This window comes from Paenibacillus sp. FSL W7-1088 (assembly GCF_037969855.1).
Taxonomy (GTDB): Bacteria; Bacillota; Bacilli; order Paenibacillales; family Paenibacillaceae; genus Paenibacillus.
In genome coordinates this window covers 3,709,131-3,735,796 of the sequence record NZ_CP150216.1, presented here as the reverse complement: position 1 = coordinate 3,735,796, position 26,666 = coordinate 3,709,131, and the positions used below count along the sequence as shown (strand labels likewise).

The window sequence follows — 26,666 nt, the reverse complement described above, 5'->3', positions numbered from 1 at the left end:
ACCCTTATACTACAGACCATGTCAGCACCCATTATTATCCCGAGTGTTTTTTTCGTCATAGTGATGCTCGCCCATAGTTACTTTTACTGGATAACAGGTTCAGTCGTTGCTTATTCCAAGCCGTTATATATTATAATACAAGCAAGTTTAATATACATTAGTGCTATTCTTATGCCGGATGGCATGCCGGCGATCCTGATTGGTCTTATACCTGTATTGATCGGGCAAACCGTTGCGATCTATTTCGAAACAACAAAAGTGGTTTTCGTTGCATTTGTGCTCTATGCCATGTTTTGTTCTTTAACTTTATTTAATCGAACTGGCCCTGAGGCGGCACTGCTTGTTTTATTACTTTTACTCATGATGGTTGTAGTCATATCTTACGCGTCATTGTTTTACAAACAAGTTAATGCACGTGTCAGAACCCAAAATTTCTTGCGGGAATTAGAGCTGGCTCACCAAAAAGTAGAGGAACTTACACTCACTGGTGAGAGACAGCGGATGGCTAGAGACTTACATGACACATTGGCCCAAGGCCTTGCCGGAATTATTATGCAATTGGAGGCTGCAAGTATTCATCAAGAAAAGGGGAACCAGCTCAAAGCACAGGAGATCATACGCAATGCCATGGTACAAGCCAGACAATCATTGGCGGATGCACGACGAGCAATAGATGATTTACGCACGAAATCAAACCCTTCCATCACGCTGAGCGAGGCGTTTCAAGAGCAACTGGAACGATTCCGACAGGCGACTGGCATTACAACTGAATTTCAGGGAGAGCTCTCTTCACAGTTGAACAAAGTGCAGATGGAGCATATCTTGCATATTTTGAGCGAGTCCCTTATGAATATCGCTAGGCACGCACAAGCGAACCTTGTCAAGATAACTACCAGCCATAGCAATAATAAGTTTAACCTGAACATCATCGATAACGGCCAAGGGTTTAACACGGATCGCATCGGAAAATTACATGGCCATTACGGCTTAATTGGTGTACAGGAGCGCGCCAGACTCATTGGCGGGAGTATTGAGATTGACAGTAATGCACAAGGAACAGCTGTACACTTAAGCTTTCCATTATAATCGGTAGGAGGAGAGGGATAGCCGCATGAAGCACAAAGTCATGATTGTGGATGACCATTGGGTTGTACGAGAAGGTCTGAAGCTTATTCTGGAAACAGACGACAATTACTGCATTGTAGGAGAAGCCGACGAAGGTGTTGAAGCATTAAAACTGATGGAAATTTCTGAACCGGATGTCATCCTGATGGACCTTAACATGCCAGGGGGACTTGGGGGACTGGATACCATGAAACGGATGCAAGAACAAGGCCTGCTTATTCCCGTTATCATTCTTACCACATATAACGAGGACGAACTTATGATCGAAGGTTTATCCCTGGGTGCCAAAGGATATCTTTTAAAGGATACCAGCCGTGAAAACCTATTCCGTACATTAGACTCTGCACTCCGTGGAGAGACTTTGCTTCAGCCAGAGATTACTGCCAGAGTATTTGCTCATCAGACCCGATCGTTAGCCAGAAAAACGGAGCCTACCTTGCTTAGCGATAAAGAAACGATTGTTCTGCAAGCCATCGCAAGAGGAATGCGTAGTAAGGAGATTGCTTTCGATATGGGCATTGCCGAACGTACGGTGAAAGCTCATCTTACGAATATTTACAACAAACTTGGCGTAGATTCACGGTCTGAAGCGGTTGCTGTCGCTGTCGAAAAGGGACTCCTGCATCTCTAAGTAAAAAAATGCCTCGCGTACGTCTTGATTTAACTAACGTACATGCCCCATCTTGCCCGATCGTACATTTAGGGAATGCCCTTATGTACGATTTTTTTTCGTCTATTTTTCAATACAATACAGACATAGGGTGGTGATGAAACACTTCCTAATTGCAGCAAGTTGAAAGGGGCATGACATTTATTATGGCAAAATGGTTATATCGTCTCGGAGCCTGGTCTTCGAGGAAAAGAAAAGCAGTAATTACGGCAGGAATCACACTTCTCATTGTAATGGCAGCTCTCGGTCTGGGCATGGGGCCTTCGTTTACAGGTGAGATGACTATACCTGGAACAAAATCCGAGCAGGCTGCCGAGGTATTGAAATCCGAATTTCCAGCGTCGGATGGTGGTGGTCAGATACGTCTGATTTTCAAAGCTGATCAGGGTTTGCTCACATCAGAGGGTAATCAATCCAAAATAAAAAAGGCGTTGAAAGATGTTAAAACGGATTTGTCCGTCGTCTCCGTTTCCAATCCTTACGAAACCATGACACTAAGTCCAGACAAAAAAATCGGATATGCTGATATTACGTATAAACAGGCCGCAAGTGAAGTAGGAGAACATTCAAAAGAACATGTATTAAACATAGCAGAAACATTAACGAAGAATGGAGTGCAAACAGAACTCGGAGGCAGTGTGGCTTTCTCTGAAATTGAAATAGGCGGCATCTCTGAAGTAATTGGAATTCTGATTGCGTTTATGATTCTGGCTTTTACCTTCACATCATTTCTTGCAGCCGGATTACCTATTCTGACAGCAGTTATCGGTTTGGGAATTGGCTTGATGACCGTAATCGTTGGATCAAACTTTGTATCCATGTCTTCATTTTCAATTACACTCGCTGTCATGCTTGCTTTAGCCGTAGGTATTGACTACGCTTTGTTCATTATATCCCGTTACCGTCAACAGCTGGCCGAAGGTTATGACCGTGAGACGGCCATTGCGCAAGCCAATGCTACTGCCGGAGGATCAGTCGTTTTTGCGGGATTGACCGTTATTATCGCCCTTGTAGGACTATCCGTTGTTCAAATTCCGTTTATTACCATGATGGGCTTGGCCGCAGCAATCAGTGTATTTGTCGCTGTGCTTATTGCCATCATTTTTGTGCCTGCTCTTCTGGCTGTTGCTGGAGATCGGATCAGTCCAGCACGAGAAAATCGCTGGTTGCGCAAATGGTCAGGTCAAAAGAAAAATAAAACAAAAGAAAATGCCTGGGGAGGGTTGATCACCCGAAAACCGTGGTTAATCTCGGTTCTATCCATAATCATTCTTACCGTATGTACATTGCCATTCCTGCACATGCAGCTAGGCTTGCCGGATAGCGGGCTTAAATCAACCGAAACCACGGAACGAAGAGGATACGACTTATTAGCAGAGGGTTTTGGAGCCGGCTTTAATGGTCCGCTTGTCGTTGTAGCCAAAACCAGTGTCAGCAAGGACAGCCAGACCAAGATTGCAGAGGCAACGACTTACATTAAAGATATTCCAGGTGTTGCAAGTGTATCGCCTGCTATCCCTACTCCTTCAGGACAAGCAGCAATCATTACCGTCTTGCCTGAGACAGGACCACATGATATTCGCACGACTGAATTAGTACAAGCTATTCGGGATCAATCGGAGAACGTGCTGAAAAAAGACAACGTAGAGATTATGGTAACCGGTGGAACGGCAGTCAACATTGATATATCCGAAAAATTACAGGAGGCACTGCCTAAGTTTGCATTGCTTATCGTTGGATTAGCCTTTGTTCTGCTGATGCTTGTCTTCCGTTCAATCCTGGTTCCTATTAAAGCAGTTGTTGGCTTCCTGTTCACGTTAGGTTCAACACTTGGCTTTATCGTATGGGTCATCCAGGATGGATACCTTGGCAGCTTGTTCGGCATTCCAGAACCTGGTCCTGTCTTGAATTTTCTACCTATACTTGTAACAGGAATTTTGTTCGGATTGGCAATGGATTACGAAGTATTTCTGGTGAGCAGAATGCGTGAGGATTATACCCACACAGGTGACGCCCACCGTTCTGTAAGAAGTGGATTAACTCACAGCGGGCCAGTGGTTACAGCCGCAGGGCTTATCATGATTGCTGTGTTTGCGAGCTTTATTTTTGCCGAAGATACAATCATCAAATCGATGGGGCTTGCCCTTGCTTTTGGTATCCTCGTAGATGCCTTTATTGTACGAATGACACTTGTACCTGCCGTCATGACAATACTCGGTAAATACGCTTGGTATCTGCCTAAATGGTTGGATCGACTTCTACCTAATATCGATATTGAAGGTGAATCCATTATGCAAGAGAATATGAACGAGAGCGGAATGACAAAAAATACCAAAGTTCAGACGGAATCAAACATTAAATAAAAAAGATATCATTAAGCCTTGAGCGCTGAAAGAAACGTCGTTTTAAGAATGTTAAATTGTTGATTCAAGTCTACCCGGGTATTGAATGCATCCGTATCATGCAACATGGACATCTTTTTGGAGAAATTACCGAATACATTCATCATTGTAATCAGTGTTTCTACTGTATTCATGTCAGTTCGCACAGAACCATCCTGTTCGCCTAAATGGGCAAGATCCGTAAACAGGTGGATCAACTGATCATATGCATCCTGATAAATCTGTAGGTTCTCCAAAGGTGCTTTAGACAAGGCAACATAACATTCAAAAGCTTCTATAAGTTTGGAATTCTGTTGATAATGAGCTTGATGATAGAAAACCAAAGCGTCAAAGATGCGCTCCATTTTCTCATAACACGTACCTTCATCATGCAATACGTCTTGAAGTATCTCAATTTCTGAAAGCACGATGTTAGCTGCTACCTCTACAATAAGATGCTCTTTTTTTGGGAAGTAACGGAAAATTGTTGCAACGCCGAGTATCGCTTCATTTGCAATTTCCTGCATCGTCGTTTGTTCAAAACCCTGTCGTGCAAATACAGCAGTAGCCGCTTTAATAATTTCGATCCGGCGTTTCTGCCGCAAGCTGGTACGCTCCTGTTCTAACCTTTGTTTGGGTTGAATGAGAATGACCTCCTTAAGTTCAATTAAATTATGCTATCAACTTAAATATGGTTTGTCAACGAAAAGGGACCTTGCATAACATCAACTGATACAGATCACGTTTTAAAAAAAACAGCTCTGGATCGGCTACACTTGGTTGGACAGAAAAATAAGGGCTTGTAGATAGAACTATCATGTTAAGGAGCGGATTTCTACAATGCCTAAACAACAACGACGTACATTCACAACCGAGTTCAAAGCACAAATTAACCCACAAGGATATCACATAAAAAAGTGATGCCCTGTGGGATTTTGTAATTCAAGCTTTTTTTATTTGTAATCTGCGTTTATCGTTGTTTCTTTCCATTGTTCTATGCTGGCAAGCAGGCTGTTAAATTTATAGGTCGCTGCATCGTAGGCTTGTTGTCCCAGCAATAAACGAAGAGGCGGTTCCGTTGTTTCCACAACTTTAATAACTGCTTCAGCTGCCTTTGCAGGATCTCCAGCTTCTTGACCAACACCGAGTTCGATCCCTTGCAACATCTGTCCGACGATGGATTCTTTAAGCTCAGGGATGCTTGTCTCTGTTTTGACAGAAGAGCGGCCACCCCAATCTGTGCGGAAACTGCTTGGCTCTATTAAAGTCACATGAATATTAAAAGGTGCCACTTCTTGGGATAGACTCTCAGATATGCCCTCAACAGCGTATTTTGTAGCATGATAATAGCCAAGGGTCGGGAATGAAGTCAGACCGCCAATGGATGAGAAGTTTATAATGTGACCACTTTTTTGTGATCTCATATGTGGAAGAACAGCATTGGTTACATTCATGAGTCCCCAGAAGTTAACCTCGAACATCTTACGAGTTTCTTCCTCTTCGCTTTCCTCAACGGAGCTGAAATATCCGATACCTGCATTGTTCACAAGCACATCTATACGGTTAAACTTCTCAATCGTGCGGTCAACCACATTACGGATCTGTTCTGGATTAGTCACGTCCAGTGGGAGAGCAATTACCTGATCCTCATGCCCGGCTGCAAGATCTGTTACCTGCTCAACATTACGCGCGGTCACGACAACTTTATAACCTGCTTCAATCGCTTTCTGCGAGATGTGTCGCCCAAATCCTGTTGAACATCCAGTGATAAGCCATACTTTTGATTCTGACAATGTAATCACTCCTTCAAGGTAATAACTTTACTTTAACTCTTAAAGTTAACTTGAAGTCAACACTCATTTTGAAAAATAAATATTCATAGACTATTTCATCTTCTTATGCATCAAAACATCGTAAATCGCAATCTTCCGAATAATCTTTTCCAGATGGAACTGAGTCTGAGCCACAGTACGTTCCACTTTAGTTTTATGCATAAGCAAAAATTGTTTTCTGGCATCCAGGGAAGGATCGCCTTGGCGAATCAATTCTGTATAAGCCTTTATGTCTTCAATGGACATTCCGGTATCTTTTAAAGCGACAACCAGTTCAAGCCACTCTAAAACCTCATCTGAATATTCTCTTCTACCTGAAGCATTCCGTTCAACATGTGGTAAGATGCCTTCTTGTTCATAATAACGTAGAGTGGAGGGACGTAAACCTGTGATCTTCTCAATTTCACTAATACTGTACATGTCAAGATGCTCCTTTAATAGTTAAAGTTAACTTGAAGTAAATTGTACCTTTTTCATGAAACAAAAGCGAATTCCCTGACACTTGGTATGGTCATTTCAACTCGTATAGAAGACATTGAGGAGTTCCTCAATCTAAGCGCATCTAATTGGGTGACTTGTGGGTTGATTGAATTAAGGTTAAAACTTCTCTCATCAGGATGAACGCTCAAGAAGATTCACCTCAATTTTTATATACACTCATTTCCCTTGTGAAGTAAATAAATTGTTGAAGAAAATGATTATTCGATACGATTCAGTTGATTAATTCTAAAAAAACAATTATATTACCATATTCGATGAGTGAATTCATCTATTCTTGTATATGTAAGCGATATCATTAAGGTTGGAGGAATACTAGTGGAACGAAATTTACAAGAATTGATCAGGCAAATGACATTGGAAGAAAAAGCAGAACTCTGCTCAGGTAAAGATTTCTCGAACACCAAATCCATTGACCGCCTTGGGATTCCCTCTATTATGATGACTGATGGCCCTCACGGACTTAGAAAACAAGAGGGGAGCGTGGACCACTTAGGTTTAAACAAAAGTGTACCAGCTACCTGCTTCCCAACTGGAAGTGGAGTTGCCTCATCGTGGAATCGTGAACTTGCTCACACGATGGGGAAAGCACTCGGACAAGAAGCAATAGCAGCGGATATTTCGATTGTTTTGGGGCCTGGTGCGAATATCAAGCGTTCCCCGCTATGCGGACGAAATTTTGAATATTTTTCTGAAGATCCTTATTTATCGGGAACTTTGGCAGCCAGCTATATTCAAGGCGTACAAAGCCAAGGCGTGGGCACTTCCATCAAACATTTTGCTGTAAACAACCAGGAATATAAGCGAATGTCTGTCGATGCGGTGGTCGATGAACGGACATTGCGGGAAATTTATCTGGCTAGCTTTGAGTATGCAGTGAAAGAGGGAGAGCCATGGACTGTCATGGCCGCTTATAACAGGGTAAATGGTGATTTTTGTTCCGAAAACAGCCGATTATTGACTGAGATTCTCCGGGAAGAATGGGGATTTGCAGGCGTAGTGGTGTCGGATTGGGGAGCTGTCAATAAACGGGATCAGGGACTAGCTGCTGGTCTGGATCTGGAGATGCCTTCCAGCAACGGTGCGGGAAGCAAGAAAATTATTGAAGCTGTTCAATCGGGAAAGCTGAGCGAAGAGGTGCTGGATCGGTCTGTTGAGAGATTGTTGTCACTTGTATTCAAAGCTGTAGACAACCAACGGAAGTTAGTATCGGTTGATGTAGAGGCACAGCACCAGTTGGCCAGAAAAATGGCAAGTGAATGCATGGTCCTGCTTAAAAATGAGGAGAGCATTCTCCCTCTAAACACCGAAGATTCCATTGCAGTTATCGGAGCATTCGCGCAGCAACCGCGCTACCAGGGCGGTGGTAGTTCACACATTATGCCAACGAATTTGGATAACATCTATGAAGAAATCCTTAAAACTGCCACTGACAGTGCGAGTATCTCGTATGCGGCCGGTTATACAATAGACGAAGATGTTGTAAACGAAGAACTTATTCAAGAAGCAGTAGCTACCGCAAAGCATGCACACGTTGCAGTGATTTTTGCCGGGCTGCCTGAACGTTATGAGTCCGAAGGTTTCGACCGGAAACACCTTCATTTGCCGGAAAGTCACAGAACTTTAATTGAAGCAGTCGCGGAGGTTCAGGAGAATATTGTTGTTGTATTGAGCAACGGAGGCCCCATTGAAATGCCTTGGCTGGATAAAGTTAAGGCTGTATTGGAGGCATACCTTGGAGGACAGGCTTTGGGTGGTGCGATCGTTGATATTCTCTTTGGAAGCGTAAATCCAAGTGGAAAACTGGCTGAGACATTTCCTGAAAAACTGATCCACAATCCGTCGTACTTGAATTTCCCCGGAGACGGCGAAACTGCTGAATATCGAGAAGGTATTTTTACGGGATATCGTCATTATGATACAAGAGATGTGGAGCCTTTGTTTCCATTTGGCTTCGGTTTGAGCTACACCCAATTTGAATATAGTGATCTACAGGTTAGTCATAAACAGATCAAAGATACCAACAGTGTAACGGTTACAGCAAAAATTAAAAACACGGGTAAAAGAGGGGGCAAAGAGGCCGTTCAGCTATATGTACGTGATGTGGAATCAACGGTCCCACGTCCACTTCAGGAATTGAAGGGGTACACAAAAGTTTCACTTCAGCCTGGTGAAGAGACCACCGTACATTTTGAACTGGACAAAAGGGCCTTTGCTTACTACGATGTTAAGCTGAAAGACTGGCATGTGGAGACGGGTACATTCGACATTATGGTCGGAAAATCTTCAAGAGAGATTGAACTCGCTGAAACGATAGAGGTAGAATCGAGCGTAATAGTTACCAGAACAATTACCAGGCATTCCACATTCGGTGAATTACTGCAGCATCCCGTTGGTGCTGAAATTATGGCTGCGATGGGGCAATATGATGGGAATGAAGCAGGACTGGGTGAGGGAATGCAGGAATTAATCATGGGTACCACATTGCACAATGCAGCACTTATGAGCAACGGTCAGTTTACAGAAGAAACACTACAGAGCATCTTATCCGCTGTTAACCGTTGAATGCATGAATAATTAGAATAAGCCCGGCGCAGTCGGGCTTATTCCTGTCTCATATGATGCGTTTGTTGATACTGCTTAGGGGTTCTACCTGTGTGTTTTTTGAAGATTTTGGTGAAATAACTCTGATCCGTAAAACTTAAAAGAGACCCGATTTCAGAAAGTGGAGTGCTCGTAAATTGAATCATATGTTTAGCTTCCTCAATTTTGATCTGTTGAATATATTCATTCACGGGAACCCCAACTTCTTTTTTAAATAGTACAGACAGATAGTTTGGGCTAATACCAGCATGTTCAGCAATTTCCTCGTGTGTAATTTTGGAATAACGGTGGTTATATATATAATTTTTGCAAAGTGTTACGATTTTAGAATGCTGCGATTCTTTAACCTGAGAGACTTTCTCGGTTAACGAAAAAAATGCTTCCAAGCAGCATTGATCGATCTCTTTATCGGTCCGTAGATCCTCAAGGCGCTGTATGTAGACATCACTTACTGAAAAAGCAATCTCCGAATAGAGACCCCCGTCAATTGCTGCTCTGGCTGCAAGAGCTATACCGATGATGCCAAGATTCTTTTTAGAACGGATATGACTTGATTTGGACAGGACTCCTGTATTTTCACGACCAAGTTGTGTAAAGTGTTTGAGCATATCCAATTTACCGTCCTTAACAATCGTTAACAATTTCTTTTCATTTAGCGGGTTGTGATGGAGCATCTCATCATAGCCTTTTGATGAATGTATGGAACTTTGTATTTCTTTTTCCTTGATATGAATACCGCGCAAATAGTCCTGTACTACATCCTCAGCTTCGATCAATTCGTGATTAAACATTTGATTAACCAAGATCGTGATGTTGATTAGCCTCTCATGGGTTATCACAGGAACAGACTGATAATAATGATATACTTGTTCCCGGTTGGCAAAGAGATGTGTGTCATTGATAAGCCCATTTATTTTATGTTCAATCAAGCTAAATGGAAGGGAAGGTCCTAAAATGATGGTGCCTTCATCGTTCAAATCGTTACCAATACGAATTAAAATGTAGTTCTCAAAAAACATCGTTCTTACTACTGAAGGATCTTCTTTACACACGGATGGATCAAACCCCAACACTGAAAAAAAGAATTGTTTATCATTTTTATACAGCGGATTAAGTATTCGATTACCCATCAGTTCGAATTGAACCTCTCCGGTGGAGCTTACAAAGAAGATGGACATATCAAAAAGTTCTGCAATAAGTTTACATTGACGTTTTAGGTCCATTTTGTGTGTGACTCCTTTTTTCAATCATTTTATCACATCAAAATTATAAAATTACAATGATATTACCATATTGTATGAGGAAAATTCTTTATGATATTTTAGTAAGCGTTAACATTTAGGTGTATGAGATCTATGTTGAAAGGTGGTCATCTCATGGAATTAAAAGATTTACGGATTGAATACATGCTTAATCCGATTGGACTGGACACAGTAAACCCAAGATTCTCATGGAAATTAGATTCTACTGAACAGGACGTAATGCAATCCGCTTACCGAATAAGTGTCACACAAGATTTGCAGAAAATCTGGGATTCTGAAAAGAGGGATGAAGACGTCTCCGTTTTAGTGGAATATGCTGGTCCTCGTTTACAGGCCTCGACTTTGTATCAGGTTCAAGTCGAAGTTTGGGATAACAAAGGTAATCACGCAGTCATGGAAGGACATTTTGAGACCGGGTTGCTGAATGGCAGCAACTTTCAGGCAGACTGGATTACACATCCATTCCCGAGCGAAGAAAGTGCTCCACCCGTTTTCTACAAAGAATTCTCTGTCGAAAAGGAAATTCAGCAAGCCCGAATCTATACCACTTCCCTCGGTGTTTATGAAATTGCAATCAATGGGACAAGAGTAGGAGAAGACTACTTTGCACCTGGATGGACGAATTACAACGAGCGATTGCAGTATCAGACTTACCGTTTGGACGGGATGCTAGAGAGCCAGAATAAAATAGAGATTACGGTGGGGAATGGCTGGTATAAAGGCATATTTGGTTTCACCTGCACTCCGAACCATTACGGGGATAGAGTTGCTGCACTTGCTGAAATCCATATTGTCTATACGGATGGAACAAAAGAGATCATTGCAACCGACAAAACCTGGCAGGTGACTACCGGACCCATCCGTTCAAGTGAAATTTACATGGGCGAGACTTATGATTCATGTTTTCATGAAAGTCAGTCCTTTCATGTGGAAACAACCTCTTTCGATAAAAATCGCCTTGTTGCTCAGGAAAGTGAACCCGTCAAAATCACAAAAAGGCTCCCTGCACTTCAGTTGATTACAACCCCAAAAGGAGAATGTGTCATAGATTTCGGGCAAATCCTTACTGGGTTTGTAGAACTTCGAACCAAAGGGCGGAAAGGTCAAACGATAACCATACGGCATGCTGAGGTCCTTGATAAGGAAGGAAATTTCTATCCGGATACGTTAAGACAGGCAGTATCCATTGATCAATTGATCTGTAACGGTAAAGATCAAATTTTCCGTCCTCATTTCACTTTCCATGGATTTCGGTATATCGCCATTGAAGGGGTAGATGAGATCCAGCTTGATCAATTCACAGCTTGCGTGCTGCATTCAAGTCTGGAGGAAACAGGCCGTTTCGTGACCTCCAATGCGATGGTGAACCAATTGCAAAGCAACATTCAGTGGAGCCAAAGAGGTAACTTTCTGGATATACCGACGGACTGCCCTCAAAGAGACGAGCGTCTAGGGTGGACAGGAGATGCACAAGTATTTGTTGGGACCGCTGCGTTCAATATGAATGTTGCTTCCTTCTTCAAGAAATGGCTGCGCGACCTTGCCTCTGAGCAGACGGAGGAATATGGGGTTCCCCATGTCATTCCTAACATTCTTGGAAATCAGGAAGGTGCTGCTGCCTGGAGCGATGCCGCTGTTATTGTCCCTTGGGTCATGTACCAAACCTATGGAGATCTTCGATTGCTGCGAGAACAATATGACAGCATGAAGGGGTGGATTGATTATATTACTGCACGTTGTGGAGCGAATGGATTATGGCAGACTGGTTATCAATATGGGGACTGGTTAGGGTTGGACAAAGAGGAGATTAGTAACGATAGAACAGGGGCTACAGATGTTTATCTGGTAGCAAACGCTTATTATGCGTATTCGACCGAACTGGTTGCAAAGACAGCCAAGCTTCTGGACAAAACCGAAGATGCCGTCCGTTACGAAGAATTGCATAGCCAGATCAAACAGGCTTTCAATGCAGAATATATCTCTTCAACTGGCAGACTGGTCAGCGAAACTCAAACGGCCTGCGTGTTAGCGCTACACTTCAACCTTGCCGAGGAGAGATACAAGGATCGGATTCGCAAGACGCTTGAAAACAATATAGCGAAACATAAAAACCATCTCACGACAGGATTTGTTGGTACTCCATATCTGTGTCATGCCTTATCGGACAATGACCTGCATGACCTTGCTGGTACCTTGTTTCTGAAAGAGGATTTCCCATCTTGGTTGTACGCTGTAAAAAAAGGGGCTACCACGATATGGGAACGGTGGAATTCCATTCTGCCTAATGGTGATTTCGATACATCAGGTATGAATTCCTTGAATCATTACGCCTATGGATCCATTGGGGAATGGATGTATAGAAAACTCGCGGGAATTAATCCAATTGAGGCAGGTTATAAGAAGATTCTGATAAAACCTCAATTCATCCGAGGAATCAGTTCGGTAGATGCTGCTTTTGATTCGGTCTACGGAGAGATAAAAAGCTCTTGGTCATGCAGGGCGGGTAAAATTATTGTAAATGTAACGATACCAGCAAATACAACAGCAATTATTGTACTGCCTGAGAAACCTGTGCCTGTAGAGGTTGGTTCCGGATCTTACAGCTTCGAATATGCGACGCAAATCAGTCTCGAAAGAGAACGGTTTACCATGGATTCGACACTCAAAGAGATTGTGGAAGAGCCCACAGCAGTTCGAATGTTAAACGAGCACGCTCCCGGTATGCTGGATCACCCGATGATCCAATATGCTTATGATTTATCTGTAAGCGAATTGCTGGCCAATACGCCAGAGGAGACCGAACAGTTATTTAGAAGAGTCATCCAAATGCTCAATGCATCTTAGGTATGAAGGGGAAAGGGTTGATTATGAAGGCGCTGCAGGAAACGAGCAGCGCCATTTTGTATTACAGAAATTCGTTATGGAAGAACGAAAGATTAGCACTTAAAAAAAGGGATAAGCACCAATACGAATTTACTAAAAAAATAATGAAGTTACCATATTAAACCCTTGAGGAGGACTAAAATAATGTTTGAAAGCGGTACCATGAAGCGAATGAAATAAGGGGGAACAGCAATGAAAGCAGAACGAGAAATCCTTAATCCATCAGTTGTAAAGGGAAGCAAGAAGTCCAAGGCATTAGGTCTTGATGCCCAAGGCATTCAGAAAACAATGCGCCCTTACCATTACTTAGGTGACGGAGCAGCGCAAGTTGCCTTAAACTCCATCAGCGGACTGATTGGGATGTTAACTTATTTTTATACAGACAAGGTAGGGATTGCTGCTGCCACAGTGGGCACGATTATGCTCATCACCAAATTTATCAATGCAATAGCAGACTTGCTGATGGGTAGGATCGTTGATGCGACAAAATCCAAATATGGAAAGGCCAGACCTTGGATTCTATGGATGGCTCTCCCCGCAATGGCATCTATCATATTACTGTTCACAGTGCCCGCCGAGGCATCATCAACGGTAAAAACCTTCTATGCGTTAGCTACAGTTGCCTTTGCTTCAGCTATTGTGTATACGGGAATTGCGATCCCTTTCGGAAGCTTGATGGCGATCCGTACCAGAAGTGTAGAAGAACGCGGTAAAATGGGCCTTACCCGAACCATCTTTGGATATATTATCGGGATGATTATCGCTATCGCATTAATTCCATTAACCAATATGCTTGGTGGGGATCAAAAAGCATGGATTATCGTTGCGGTTGTTCTGGGTATTGTATCTTTCATTTCCTTAATCCTGACCTTCTTAGCATCCAAAGAAAACAATGCTGGCGCAAGTATTGTTGAAAGCGATAACATTCCTTTCTGGGAAAGCATTAAGCTCCTATTCCAGAACAAATACTGGGTCATCATGCTGTTTGCTCAGTTATTGATCAACATGCTCTATACGCTTAATGGTTCAACAGGAATCTATTACACCAAGTATATTCTCGGGAATGAGAACCTGATCGGAATCATGGGGGCAGTTGGATTAGTCCCGGTTTTTTTGGGATTTGTTATGGTGGGACCCATGATCAAGAAATTCGGACTTACCAGAACTGCACGGATAGGCATGATTCCTGGCATCGTTTCATCACTTATTCGTTGCTTTATGCCATATAACTTTATTGCAGCTATAGTACTTGGCGGTATCGCGACACTGGCAACCATTCCAATGATGGCTGTCGGCGGAGTGTTGGTGAACAACACCGTGGAATACGGTGAATGGAAGACAGGTAAACGCCTAGTTGGGATGGTCAATAGTGCAAACAGCTTTGGCGTTAAAATTGGTACGGGCCTGGCTGCCGCGATGATCGGCTGGATTCTTGCCATGGGCAACTACGATGGAGCGTTAGTAACACAGGCGGATTCAGCGATTACCAGCATCCTGGTTCTGACGGTATATCTTCCTTTGGTGATATTCGTTCTTACGTATCTCTGCTTGCGCAAGTACGATTTGGATGAGAAGTATCCTCAAATTGTAAAAGAACTGGAAGAACGCTTGAATCCTTAGGAAGATGCAAGTTATCGCGGATTACTGGGATTAAATGAACCTATTTGAAAGTGAATCGTTAGATATGATAGTATTTATATTGTAGTGATATTAATACTATCGTTTTAAGGAGTGATGTGATGTTTACCAATGAAAATCAAGGTCGTTCCAAGTCCAAAGTAGATTTCATGGATCATTCTTTCATTCAGCAGCCTTTCCCAGTCTACGAAAAGCTGCGTTCCGAAGAGCCTGTCCATCGACTATTACTGCCAAGTGGGCATGCTGCGTGGATGGTTACCCGATATGAGGATGCCGTCAACATTTTGCAGGATGGTCGCTTTGTAACCGGAGTTCTCGATAACAGGAATGATGAAACGGAGGAGACACTTCCTCCACATCAGGTAATTATTTCACGCAATCTGATCAGTGTTGGTCCTGAAGATCATCGTCGACTGCGGCGCTTGATTCAGAAGGCATTTACTCCCCGAATGATTGAGAGGCTGCGGGGACGAATTGTGGAAATAAGCGATGAATTACTAGACAAGATTCAGGCAGGAAACACTCGGGAGTTTGATTTGATCGAGGACTATGCCTTCCCACTGCCCATTATCGTTATTTGCGAAATGCTAGGCGTTCCGCTGAAGGATCAAGACAAATTCAGAGCCTGGTCCAACACCATTATGGAGAGTGTCAGCAATCCGCAGATGAATCAGGAGAGCGATGAAGTAATGAAGGCTTTTGTGGATTACTTACAAGAACTGATCACGGATCGTCGTAATCATATTCAACAGGACCTCGTCAGCGATCTCATCAGCATAGAGGAAGAAGGTGACAAACTAACAGAGCAGGAGTTATATGCACTCGTGTTCGTACTCATCATAGCGGGGCATGAAACAACAGTAAATCTGATCGGGAACGGCATGCTGGCGTTGCTGGAACATCCCCAGCAAAAGCAACTACTTATGGAGCAACCGGCTCTGATTCAAGCGGCGGTTGAGGAAGTGCTGCGATTTAACGGGCCGGCAGAAATTAGCAATGTTCGATGGGCTGCAGAAAATGTTGATTTTCAAGGAATACAAATTCGCCAAGGAGACATGATGCTGGTCGCTTTATCCTCAGCGAATCGGGATTCCAGTCGATATGAAAACCCCGATACGTTTGACATTACTCGCAAAGTCAATGACCACATTGCTTTTGGTAAAGGAATTCATTATTGTCTTGGAGCTCCACTTGCGAGACTTGAAGGCGAGATTGCGATCAACGCTTTACTTCAACGGCTGCCGGAGATTCGGTTAAATACGGATGCGGAACTGCTGGAGTGGAGGCCAGGTATGATCATCCGGGGGCTCAAAGCTTTTCCAGTCGTATACTAAATTCCGCGCATGCGATTGATTTCAGCTATTCAAATGCTTAGAAACAATGCCCTGATGGATGATACACATAGAAATGATAGATTTGACCCAAAATTAATCAATATATTGGAGAGATGAACCTAATGAGTTATGACGAGAATATCCGAATTGGTGAATTGTTGAACAACGCAGAATCGTTTGCTGTACTGGAAAAGCATTTGCCGGAATTCGTGAAAGAACCAACGTTCAAGATGGCCACTAACTTTACGTTGGATCAACTAGCTGCATTGCCTCAGGTAGATATTCCTTTACCTACACTTCAGATTTTGAAGCAGGAACTGGCAACCATTGCGTTTGAAGCAACAGTCCAGAAGCAAGAAATTGGTGCACCGACAGGAAATAAAGAAGGTATTTCTCTGGAAGGTAAAGTGATCATTGTTACGGGAGCTGGCAGTGGGATTGGAAGAGCCAGCGCGGTGATGATGGGATCTCGCGGAGCGAAGCTTGTACTGGTTGATTTCAATGAGCAGACAGGGGGAGAAACGTTAGCACTGGTTCGCGAAAATGGCGGCGAAGCTACATTTGTACAGGCTGACGTATCCAAAGAGAGCGATGTTCAAAACTATATTCAAAAAGCAGTAGAAGCCTATGGAAAAATTGATGTGGCATTCAACAACGTGGGCATACTCCAGAAATTCCAACGTTTTCAGGATATCTCCGAGGAAGAATATACACGGATCATGGATGTGAATGTGAAAGGGATCTTTTTAGGCATGAAATATGCCTTGCAGGTTATGGATAAACAGGGATACGGTCATATCATTAATACGGCGTCCACTACGGCTATTCGTGCTGAACACAGTCTGGCTGCATACACGGCTAGCAAACATGCGGTTGCGGGATTGACCAAAGCGGCGGCCATTGAATATGTACGCAAAGGTATTCGCATCAATGCTATCTGTCCAGGAGGTGTAGCTACAACATTGACGGCTGCGGTTCCCCAATCGTTGCAGGAGAGTGGCTATGTGCCTGAAGAGTTTCCGAGTATGCGGATCGGGCGTTATGCAGAGCCAGAAGAACTCGCCCAGATCGTTGCGTTTCTTGCATCTGATTATTCCAGTTATATGACAGGATCAATCATCCTCGCAGATGGTGGCATCACACTTTAATGGTTTGAAGAAATTTTATTAGATGAAATAAAGTATATAATCATCAACGTTTTTTAATTACGCATAACTCTAGATATAGAGGAGCGACATTGTCAATTAATGAGATGTCGCGGGACGTTCAAAGTCGCTATTATAGCGACTTTTTTGTTTTAAGGAAAAGCTGAGGACAAGAACATAGTCCATGTGATAACTGTCGAGGGACAAGAACATATTCCTATTGAAGTCGCTATTTTAGCGGCTTTTTTAATTTATCGGTACAAGTTCTTGTCCCGAGCCAAGGACAAGAACTTGTACCGATTACCGAAATGGACAAGAACATGTTCCTATTTCCGGATAGGCGTTTTTGCATATAATTTTCTCCAGACGGAATTGTGTCTGTGCCACTGCACGTTCCTTAGCTTTGTGCATGAGCAAAAATTGTTTTCTGGCATCGAGAGGAGGATCTCCTTGTCGAATCAGTTCTGTGTAAACCTCAATATCCTCAATAGACATATCCGTATCTTTCAAAGCGATAACCAACTCCAGCCACTCTAGGACTTCGTTCGAATATTCTCTTCTACCTGAAGCATTACGTTCCACATGAGGTAAGCTGTCTTCTTGTTCATAATAGCGCAGGGTGGAGCGACGTAAACCTGTAATTTTCTCAACTTCACTAATACTGTACATGCCAAACGATCCTTTCATAGTTAAAGTTAACTTGAAGTGAATTGCACACTAGTAACGTGTTATATGCCAAATCAAAGACTGATCACAGTCAGCGGTAAAATATAAACGACAACGAAATGACTTATGCATGCTGATGTTATGAAGTTTTAAAGCATAGAATCCTCATTTTAGATAGTTACTCACATTGTTCTTAAAATCTCGTGGTGTCATGCCGTAAATAGCCTGGAACACCCGATTGAACGTACGCTGGCTATCGAATCCTGCATTCATCCACACCGTTGTTAGAGACGCATCTGTGGTACGAATTAGCATGGAAGCATACTCAACCCGAAGCATCGATAGATAGTTTCGTAGATTCATCTTGAATCGCTTGGAGAAGATGCGAGAAATATAATATTTACTTACGTTAAACTCGGAGGCAAGTGTGTCTAGGGTGATGGGCTCGGTGAAATGTGTTGCTAAGTATTCCATCAGCTTCTTGGATAAATCCTGCACGGGGAGTTGCTGTACTTGTTCAAATTCAATTTTGCGCAATAGATGCGCGATGATGATGTGAATCCAACCAAGCTTAATGGCATAATCATCATCCCGTTTCACTTTCTCAAATGCAATTGCAACGTCTTCATGAACATATGGTTTAGTAATAGTTGGATTCTTAGGATGGAAGCGAGTCAGATCAGGAAACAGACCGCCTAAGAGCTTGGGATGGATAATAATTAACACCTCCCTCGTATAGGAATTCCCAGTTGTTTCGTAACGGTGAACCATATCAGGGAATATCATTGCTGCGTCACCTTCGTGCAAATCATACGTTTGATCATTCACTTCAATCCGTTGAGACCCTGAAATGACATATAGAATTTCAAGATATCCATGCATATGTGGAGGGAAAGAAATCTCCTTCAAATTCCAGATAACCGATAATTCATCCTTACGAATCTCATAAAAAGGTAACATCCGTCTTAACCTCCAGTGCAATTTTTGGCTAGTTTTATATTCTTTATGTCTATATTCTTGTTCATTGCCATGATAAACTCTAGTGTGACGAGATCTACAACGGCTCATAATTTTTATAGTACGGCAAAATGCAAGCGATTACATGACTGCCGTGAAGGGTTTCATGACAAATGGACTCAAGATGTACCAATTCAAACAGATGGAGGAGCAGGACATGCGAAAGAGTAAAACGTTTACGAATATCTTTGTCTCGATCCTACTCCTTAGCATTGGACTCGTTGTAGGTTTTGGGAGTTATATCTATGTTTCAACTACAAAATCGGTAATAGAGCGTGTAAGCGAGGGGCACCAAAGCTTAATTCTGCAGGTGAGAAATACACTGGAACAAAAAATTCAAACCATTGAATATGCTTTTGCCACGTACAGTACGACGCCATCGTTTCGTAAGGTCATTAACAGTCCATTAAGCGGGCAAGATTATGAAGCATATCGCGAACTGAATTCCCAGCTAGGTTATATTGCAACGATGGGGCTTGATGGCGTGCAGTATTCGCTTGTGAGTCTGAAGCAAAATTGGAGCCTGTCTAACGGATCGTTATCACGAATTACAGATGAAGAGAAGCAACAGATGCAAGCCTTATTCGCTGATCCGGAAGGCAATAGGAGGTTTTTTAGAAATATTCAGGAGGGATATATCTATGAACCGTTACTATATTGTCGAGGGACATGAACATATTCCCATTGAAGTCGCTATTTAAGCGGCTTTTTTATTTTATTGGTACAAGTTCGTGTCCCGAGCCAAGGACAAGAACATAGTCCGATTACCGATTAGATGGATATATAAATGAAAAGCAATGTAATTAAAACCTCAATAAGCAGCATTATGCAGGACAGTTTTCGCATTTCAATTTAAATGAAGATCTGAGTAGAAGTGTTGTGTCTCTTTTGGGTGACAGAAACACTGAATGCTGTTTTTAGTCAAAGAAACCAGCTTCAATGATCGGAAGTACTTCAATTAAAACAGTGATCTCATTTGAATTAGATAAAACAAACTTGTAAAAGCACTTTAGCAAAGAAGTGAAGAGGCTGCTGGATGTGTCTTTTGGTTCATTTATTTTTCCATCTCCTCACATGTGACGTTTCGTTCGGTGATGTAGCAACCTTCAGTAAGCACGCAAGCCAGATCTGCTGGAATGCAATGATAATGAAGAAGGGATTGCTCAAAGCCTTGAGAGGTCATCTCAACTAGAGGTATAGTTCCGTCCGCCAAGATTTCTATGCGTTCAACGCAGCCTCGTCTAGAAAACACAGTATTATTGGTCATTCTATGGTAAAAGATATACCATTGATCTTTGATTTTACAAATTGAGCCGTGATTATTTCCACCAGGGTATTCAATGGCATTGTCTATAATTGTGCCTCGGTATTTAAAAGGGCCAGTGGGTGACTCGCTAGTAGCATAATCAATCCTACTGCCAACTCTCGGAGAATAAATTAAATAATACGTATCTCCTATTTTACGAGGTGAACAAGCTTCAAAAAAAGAGAATGGTTCTTCAGTGGGCAAAATGTCATCAATAAATGTATTTTGTAAAACTTCTATCATATTTTCGTTGTTGATTTCGGCCATAAACGAACAGCGACACAACCCTTAGAACCATGAATGTATGCATAAAGATAATATTTTCTATCCTTTTCAACAACATCCGGAGCATATAGTTAACAATAAATATTTTATAGGAAGAGCATGAACCGTTCCTTAATTATTGAGACCGAGATTAGCACTATTGAGCCGCTAAATTTTTTATTATTGCATCGTAGATTTATGTTTACGAAATGTCCTCGGAGTCATTCCATGTATTCTTTTAAACTGACGGGTGAGGTAGTTGCTGTCGTTAAAGCCACACTCATAAGAGATCTCGGTGATTGTAAGGTTAGTTTGCTTCAACAGTGTACAAGCTCGTTCTAGCCGGAGTCGCTGAAGGTAAGCGATTGGAGTGGTTTGATAATAAGACTGAAAGATCCGATTAAGATGTCGGACAGAAATCCCCGAACGAGCAGCTATTTCTTCCAAAGTTACTTGTTCAAGAAAGTGATCCTCAATATATGAAATGGCACTGGCGAGATGCATTAGACTGTTAGCAAAGCCTTTTTCCTGATGATCGTACTGTCTAGATAAGAACACGACAAGTTCCATAAATCGGGAAACGAGCATCGTTTGATGGCCAGGTTGTTTGAGTTCATATTCTGTCACCATGGTGGAAACCACTGCTGAGACATATTCTAAACTCGCAATGGACATGTTCAACTTACTTTTATATGAATTATTATTCCGATAGAATGGCTCCAAAATAAAAAGTGCCTGATAACCGTTTAAGGAGCGTAAGTCAGAACCGGCCGTGTTTAACATTTCTTGTTTATACATCACATTGCATATTTTGAAATCTTGAGGGGCTTTATACGCATGCTGAGTACCGCCATTCAGGACAAAAGCATCTCCTTTCTTAATAAAAGTTTCTTCATTATTAACAACATGTGTAGCATGACCTTTCAGGACAATGACAAGTTCGGAGAAATCGACATGTTGATGTAGCGACATTTCTTCCTCATGCCCTCCGTATTGAATAAAGAAGGGGAACTTTTCGTCTGTTGTAAACCAGTTTAAATATACATCACTCAATTTGAAACCCTCCAATCTTATGGGATTTTAGTCTATATTATGCTGTTAATAATCTGATAATCAAGTCTTTATCCGAAGTAGAAGTAAAAAAAATACTTAATCCAATAAATAGATATCCTTCGTTAGTGGGAAAAACTTTGATTCCGAGCATGTCTGGAAAACTTATAGGGGCTTTAATTCTACTAAACGCCAAAATTAGGATCTTGAAAATCGAAGAAGCCTAGTTCATTTATTTCTTTTACATGATGGATAAAAGATAATGTAAAGCTGATATAGTCTTCTCTCTATCATTTGCATAGATAATTTAATTGAAGTCTTGTAGTCTGTCTACAGCGAGAAATAATGTCCTGAAAATGCTACTTTCAGGCCGGAAAGTCAAGGAAAAAGGACATTGAATTGAATTATAATACGAACTGAATAATTTTTATAAGGAGTGATTCAGTTTTGTCGGTTAATACACAAATTAATTATTGCAATCCTATTATCAGTGGATTTCATCCAGACCCCAGTATCTGCCGGGTAGGGGATGACTATTTTCTTGTTACAAGTTCGTTTGAATATTTTCCAGGAGTACCGCTGTTTCATAGCAAAGACTTGGTAAACTGGGAGCAGATTGGCCATGTTTTAACAAGGGTAGAACAATTGAATCTCACAAAAGTGAGAAGCTCGGGTGGAATTTATGCTCCAACTATCCGGCATCACAAAGGGACATTTTACATGACTACTACAAACGTATCCGGCGGTGGCAACTTTTATGTGTACACTGATGATCCGTGGGGGGAGTGGTCTGATCCTGTTTATGTCGATCAGTTGGGGATTGATCCTGATCTATTCTTCGATGAGGATGGCACAGTTTATTACACGACCTCTTATGACGCCAATGGTCAGGGAGCATACCAGAGTCGTATTGATATAAAATCAGGAGAGCGCCTATCGGAAGTGAAATTGATATGGAAGGGAAGCGGAGGGCAATATCCGGAAGGCCCACATCTCTACCGGGTCGGCAGCTGGTATTATCTAATGATTTCTGAAGGCGGTACTGAATACGGACATATGGTCACAGTAGCGCGGAGTAAGAGTCCGCAGGGACCATTCGAGGGTTGCCCCCATAATCCGATCTTGTCCCATAGAAGTTTGCTTAAGCCTGTCCACGCAACTGGACATGCAGACCTGGTACAGTCACCAGACGGCGCCTGGTGGGCGGTATTCCTGGGGATCAGACCGATTGGCTACCCGATGCACCATCACCTTGGTCGTGAAACGTTCCTGGCACCGGTAAGCTGGACGTCAGAGGGTTATCCGATGATTGGCGACAATGGGACTATCAGCGATAGAATGACGGTAATAAACCTTCCGCAACAACAACTGTCAGAATCAATGATTACGGTACGCGATGATTTTGATGACGAGTTGCTGGCTCCATACTGGACATTTTTACGTACACCAGATCAGGAGAATTGGTCGCTATCAGAAAATAAAGGTTGCCTAACGCTTCACGGCTCCCCTGTTACGTTGAATGAAGCAGATTCACCGGCATTTATCGGTAGAAGACAGCAACATTTTGCTGCACGGTTTGCTGCACATCTGACGTTTGAGCCGCAGCAAGACGGTGAAGAAGCAGGTCTTACTGTATTTATGAATGAACGTTTTCATTATGAGCTTGCGTTGTTGCGCACTGAGGGCGAACGAAAGCTTATCTTCCGGAGAAGATTGGGTACGCTTTGGAAGATAGAGAACGAAATTCCATGGTTTTCTGATACAGTTATTCTCACAGTCCGTGCTGACAAAACACATTATGTTTTTGAATTTTCACAAGATAACGAGGAACCAGTTGTATTCGGCAGCGGAGAGTGTGGACTGCTGTCTACGGAAGTGGCTGGTGGATTTACAGGTGTGTTTATCGCTATGTACGCAACAGGGAACGGGGCACATTCTCTCTCCCCTGCTCATTTTGACTGGTTTGATTATCAAGCTTATTAATAGGATTGGAGTGTGTTTGAAATGGCAATAGAAGAAACGTCTTCCCCCTACTGGAATCCTGATCTGCCGCTTGAAGAGCGAGTGAATGATTTAATTGGACGTCTTACTCTGGATGAAAAAATAGATCTCATGCCTCAATATCAGATTGCAGTCGAAAGACTTGGAATTCAAGCATATAAGCATGGTACAGAAGCTGCACACGGCATGGCTTGGCTGGGTGAAGCGACAACCTATCCGCAACCTATTGGTCTGGCGTGTACCTGGGATAAGAAACTACTAAAGCGTATTGGAAATGCAATTGGTGAAGAGGCGAGAGGATTCTATAAGCAAAACTCAACCCATAACGGCTTGACTTTATGGGCGCCGACGGTGGATATGGAGCGTGATCCGCGCTGGGGCCGGACGGAAGAAGCCTATGGAGAAGATCCAGTACTTGCTGGCAAATTAACTGCAGCGCTAACGCAGGGCATTCAAGGTGAGCACCCGTTTTATTTGAAGGCGGTTGCGACATTGAAGCATTTTATTGCTAACAACAATGAGGTGGGTAGGGGAGAGACCTCTATCAGTCTCGACCCGCGTAATCTACGTGAATATTATTTGAAGGCATTCGAGATTCCATTCAAAGAAGGTGGCGCCAAGTCTATGATGACTGCATACAATGCGATTAATGGCGTACCAGCGAATCTCAGCAATAGCGTAATCGATATCGTTAAACGTGAGTGGGGAATGGACGGGTTCGTGGTCAGCGATGCATTTGACGTAACCGGAACAGTCAGAGATCATCACTATATAGAATCTTTACAGGAAGCGGTAGCCCGTTCTATCCGTGAAGGCGGTATTGACAGCATTACTGATGAGGCCGGCGTGGTAACTGCGGCTATCCGTACGGCGCTTGCGGAAGGGCTGCTTAGTGAGAACGATCTCGATATCGCGTTGCGTAATACCTTCCGAGTCCGTTTCCGGCTTGGGGAGTTCGACCCGGCTGATCGGAATCCGTACGCAGGCATTGACGAAACAGCAATTCTTGGGACTGGGCATGCCGAACTTGCACTTGAAGCTGTACAAAAGGCAATAGTACTGTTGAAAAATGAGGATAATATACTGCCTCTTCAAGTGGACAAGTTGAACAAAGTTGCAGTAATTGGTCCATTGGCTGATATCGTGTACAGTGATTGGTATAGCGGTACTATGCCGTATACCGTGTCCCCACTGAAGGGTATTCGCGATCGGTTGGCGGAAGCAGGGAACAACGGCGAAGCGTTATTCACCCGAGGTACTGACCGCATACAGCTGAAGGCAGTAAGCAGCGGAAAATATGTTCGCTTAGGTGATGATGACAAAGCAACACTCGTAGCCGATGCAAACTCGGCAAAGGAAGGCGACGTATTTGAGGCAACCGATTGGGGCTGGGATAGCCATACAATCATAGCGGAGCGGAATGGACGTTACCTGAGTACAGATGATAAAACTATACAGGCTTCTTCTGGTCGGATTTGGGATTGGTTTACGAAGGAAGAGTTTAAGCTTCAAAAGTTTACTTCTGAAGATAACTTAACAACTATTAAAACCTGGAACGGGATGCCGGTGACTATTGGGGATAAGAACGGAACACTTCTTGTCGGAGATGGACAAGCTGCTGAAACCGCGAATGCCATTAACGTGGGCGGCTCTGCTGAAATCAGGCAGGTTTCTCCTGGGTCTACTGCTGAGAAGTTTGCGCTTAAATATGTAACAAACGGTATTGAGGAAGCCGCTGAAGCAGCGCGTGATGCAGATACAGCAATTGTATTTGTCGGTAACCACCCACTAATTAATGGTAAAGAGACAACAGATCGTCCAGATATTTCACTACCAGAATATCAAGAAAAACTAGTGCAAAAGGTGTTTGAAGCCAATCCAAATACCATAGTAGTGGTTGTAGGTAGTTATCCATTCTCCTTCAATTGGATACAAGATAAGGTTCCGGCCATTCTTTACACTTCCCATGCTGGTCAAGAACTTGGAAATGGTGTTGCTGATGCACTGTTTGGAGCCATCAATCCCTCCGGCCGATTAAATATGACTTGGTATAAGTCAGTTGATCAGTTACCACCTTTCATGGATTACGATATCATTCAGGGAGGACGAACGTATCAGTATTTTGAAGGCACGCCGCTGTATCCGTTCGGCCACGGTCTTTCTTATAGTAATTTCCAGTATGAGAATCTTCGGCTTTCTACAGATCGGATTAAGGCAGAAAAAGATTCAACTGTGGATATAACCTGCAGCATCACCAATACAAGCAAATATTTAGGTGAGGAAGTGGTACAGCTCTACGTGAAGTCGGGGAGTTCCCGGGTGAAACGCCCTCTTCTTCAGCTGGCAGATTTCCAGAAGATATTGCTTGCACCAGGCGAGACAGCGGAAGTAACATTCCATCTACCGACAGATTCGCTTTCGTTCTGGGATGTGACGCGTGAGCAGTTCTGTACCGAAAGCGGCGTTTACTCTATATTGCTTGGCTCCAGTTCAGCGGATTTGCGTCTGGAAGGCTCTATTATGGTTGATGGTGAAATAATTCCGCCTCGTGATTTGACACAATTGACACGGGCAACCAATTACGATGGTTATGATGGTATTTACCTTGGTGAATGTACTGAGGGCGGTAGTGCAGCTGTCGTAAGCGGTACAGCAGGATGGATAGCTTTCAAAGATGTAGAACTAAAAGAAGGAGTTTTTGCGGCAGAAATGAGAGCAGCGGCTTCAGAAGAAGGGATTGTGGAAATCAGACTCGATGGTCAGGATGGTGTACTTGCCGGTAGATATGTCATTCTCGCCGAAGGAACTCGAAACTGGCGAAGCTACACCTTTGCTCTAAATGGGGCTACCGGTCGCCATGATATATACTTTATTCTGCAAGGGCCAGTAGCACTTAGCTGGTTCCGTTTAATGAATTGAACAGAGGATTCATTTGGTAAATAAAAGCCCCGCAGAAGTTTGCGGGGCTTTGCATCGTGTAGCAGTATCTG

General features: G+C 42.9%; 19 protein-coding genes. 11 read left to right on the top strand and 8 right to left on the bottom strand.

What is annotated here, in order from left to right; all coding sequences use genetic code 11:
• The first annotated feature begins 18 nt into the window (after positions 1-18).
• The 3 genes from MKY42_RS16825 (at position 19) to MKY42_RS16815 (ending at position 4,158) form a co-directional block, all read left to right on the top strand.
• A complete protein-coding gene (locus tag MKY42_RS16825; protein WP_339843433.1) occupies positions 19-1,086 on the top strand; it encodes a sensor histidine kinase in 1,068 nt (355 codons plus the stop codon).
• 25 nt (positions 1,087-1,111) lie between these two features.
• Complete coding sequence (locus MKY42_RS16820; RefSeq protein ID WP_179264689.1) at positions 1,112-1,756, top strand: response regulator transcription factor; 645 nt, start codon at positions 1,112-1,114, stop codon at positions 1,754-1,756.
• A gap of 185 nt (positions 1,757-1,941) precedes the next feature.
• On the top strand, positions 1,942-4,158 hold the full coding sequence (locus MKY42_RS16815) for an MMPL family transporter (protein ID WP_339843430.1): 2,217 nt from the start codon (positions 1,942-1,944) through the stop codon (positions 4,156-4,158).
• Positions 4,159-4,169: 11 nt separating this feature from the next.
• Here the strand turns inward: MKY42_RS16815 and MKY42_RS16810 are convergent, their stop codons facing one another.
• The 3 genes from MKY42_RS16810 to MKY42_RS16800 all read right to left on the bottom strand — a co-directional run bounded on the left by MKY42_RS16810 (position 4,170) and on the right by MKY42_RS16800 (position 6,428).
• Positions 4,170-4,781: a TetR/AcrR family transcriptional regulator gene (locus MKY42_RS16810; RefSeq protein ID WP_339843428.1), complete on the bottom strand. Its 612-nt coding sequence runs from the start codon at positions 4,779-4,781 to the stop codon at positions 4,170-4,172.
• Positions 4,782-5,129: 348 nt separating this feature from the next.
• The gene (locus tag MKY42_RS16805; RefSeq protein ID WP_339843427.1) at positions 5,130-5,978 is read right to left on the bottom strand and encodes an oxidoreductase; all 849 of its coding nucleotides are present in this window, start codon (positions 5,976-5,978) and stop codon (positions 5,130-5,132) included.
• An 81-nt stretch (positions 5,979-6,059) separates the two neighbouring features.
• A complete protein-coding gene (locus tag MKY42_RS16800; RefSeq protein ID WP_179264693.1) occupies positions 6,060-6,428 on the bottom strand; it encodes a MerR family transcriptional regulator in 369 nt (122 codons plus the stop codon).
• A 390-nt stretch (positions 6,429-6,818) separates the two neighbouring features.
• On the opposite strand from MKY42_RS16800, the gene MKY42_RS16795 reads away from it, so the two are divergent.
• On the top strand, positions 6,819-9,071 hold the full coding sequence (locus tag MKY42_RS16795) for a glycoside hydrolase family 3 C-terminal domain-containing protein (protein WP_257032045.1): 2,253 nt from the start codon (positions 6,819-6,821) through the stop codon (positions 9,069-9,071).
• A 38-nt stretch (positions 9,072-9,109) separates the two neighbouring features.
• Here MKY42_RS16795 and MKY42_RS16790 read toward each other — a convergent pair whose 3' ends face one another.
• Complete coding sequence (locus MKY42_RS16790; RefSeq protein WP_179264695.1) at positions 9,110-10,333, bottom strand: helix-turn-helix domain-containing protein; 1,224 nt, start codon at positions 10,331-10,333, stop codon at positions 9,110-9,112.
• Between the two features lie 153 nt (positions 10,334-10,486).
• On the opposite strand from MKY42_RS16790, the gene MKY42_RS16785 reads away from it, so the two are divergent.
• From MKY42_RS16785 to MKY42_RS16770, 4 genes are all read left to right on the top strand, one after another.
• Complete coding sequence (locus MKY42_RS16785) at positions 10,487-13,216, top strand: glycoside hydrolase family 78 protein (protein WP_339843424.1); 2,730 nt, start codon at positions 10,487-10,489, stop codon at positions 13,214-13,216.
• Positions 13,217-13,447: 231 nt separating this feature from the next.
• A complete protein-coding gene (locus tag MKY42_RS16780; protein ID WP_339843422.1) occupies positions 13,448-14,875 on the top strand; it encodes a glycoside-pentoside-hexuronide (GPH):cation symporter in 1,428 nt (475 codons plus the stop codon).
• A 119-nt stretch (positions 14,876-14,994) separates the two neighbouring features.
• Positions 14,995-16,227: a cytochrome P450 gene (locus tag MKY42_RS16775; protein WP_257031402.1), complete on the top strand. Its 1,233-nt coding sequence runs from the start codon at positions 14,995-14,997 to the stop codon at positions 16,225-16,227.
• Between the two features lie 389 nt (positions 16,228-16,616).
• Positions 16,617-17,375 carry a glucose 1-dehydrogenase gene (locus MKY42_RS16770; protein ID WP_179265879.1) on the top strand — a complete coding sequence of 253 codons (759 nt, stop codon included), beginning with the start codon at positions 16,617-16,619 and terminating at the stop codon, positions 17,373-17,375.
• A 297-nt stretch (positions 17,376-17,672) separates the two neighbouring features.
• Here the strand turns inward: MKY42_RS16770 and MKY42_RS16765 are convergent, their stop codons facing one another.
• Positions 17,673-18,059, bottom strand: a complete 387-nt coding sequence (locus tag MKY42_RS16765; RefSeq protein ID WP_339843417.1) for a MerR family transcriptional regulator — start codon at positions 18,057-18,059, stop codon at positions 17,673-17,675.
• A gap of 144 nt (positions 18,060-18,203) precedes the next feature.
• A complete protein-coding gene (locus MKY42_RS16760; protein ID WP_179264699.1) occupies positions 18,204-18,998 on the bottom strand; it encodes an AraC family transcriptional regulator in 795 nt (264 codons plus the stop codon).
• A gap of 142 nt (positions 18,999-19,140) precedes the next feature.
• On the opposite strand from MKY42_RS16760, the gene MKY42_RS16755 reads away from it, so the two are divergent.
• On the top strand, positions 19,141-19,728 hold the full coding sequence (locus MKY42_RS16755; protein ID WP_339843414.1) for a hypothetical protein: 588 nt from the start codon (positions 19,141-19,143) through the stop codon (positions 19,726-19,728).
• A 381-nt stretch (positions 19,729-20,109) separates the two neighbouring features.
• On the opposite strand, the gene MKY42_RS16750 is transcribed toward MKY42_RS16755, so the two are convergent.
• Positions 20,110-20,628, bottom strand: a complete 519-nt coding sequence (locus tag MKY42_RS16750) for a family 43 glycosylhydrolase (RefSeq protein WP_064637907.1) — start codon at positions 20,626-20,628, stop codon at positions 20,110-20,112.
• 177 nt (positions 20,629-20,805) lie between these two features.
• Positions 20,806-21,678: a helix-turn-helix domain-containing protein gene (locus tag MKY42_RS16745; RefSeq protein WP_064637909.1), complete on the bottom strand. Its 873-nt coding sequence runs from the start codon at positions 21,676-21,678 to the stop codon at positions 20,806-20,808.
• A 462-nt stretch (positions 21,679-22,140) separates the two neighbouring features.
• On the opposite strand from MKY42_RS16745, the gene MKY42_RS16740 reads away from it, so the two are divergent.
• Positions 22,141-23,658, top strand: a complete 1,518-nt coding sequence (locus tag MKY42_RS16740; RefSeq protein WP_064640838.1) for a glycoside hydrolase family 43 protein — start codon at positions 22,141-22,143, stop codon at positions 23,656-23,658.
• 21 nt (positions 23,659-23,679) lie between these two features.
• Positions 23,680-26,595: a glycoside hydrolase family 3 protein gene (locus MKY42_RS16735; protein WP_064637911.1), complete on the top strand. Its 2,916-nt coding sequence runs from the start codon at positions 23,680-23,682 to the stop codon at positions 26,593-26,595.
• The last annotated feature ends 71 nt before the right edge of the window (positions 26,596-26,666 follow it).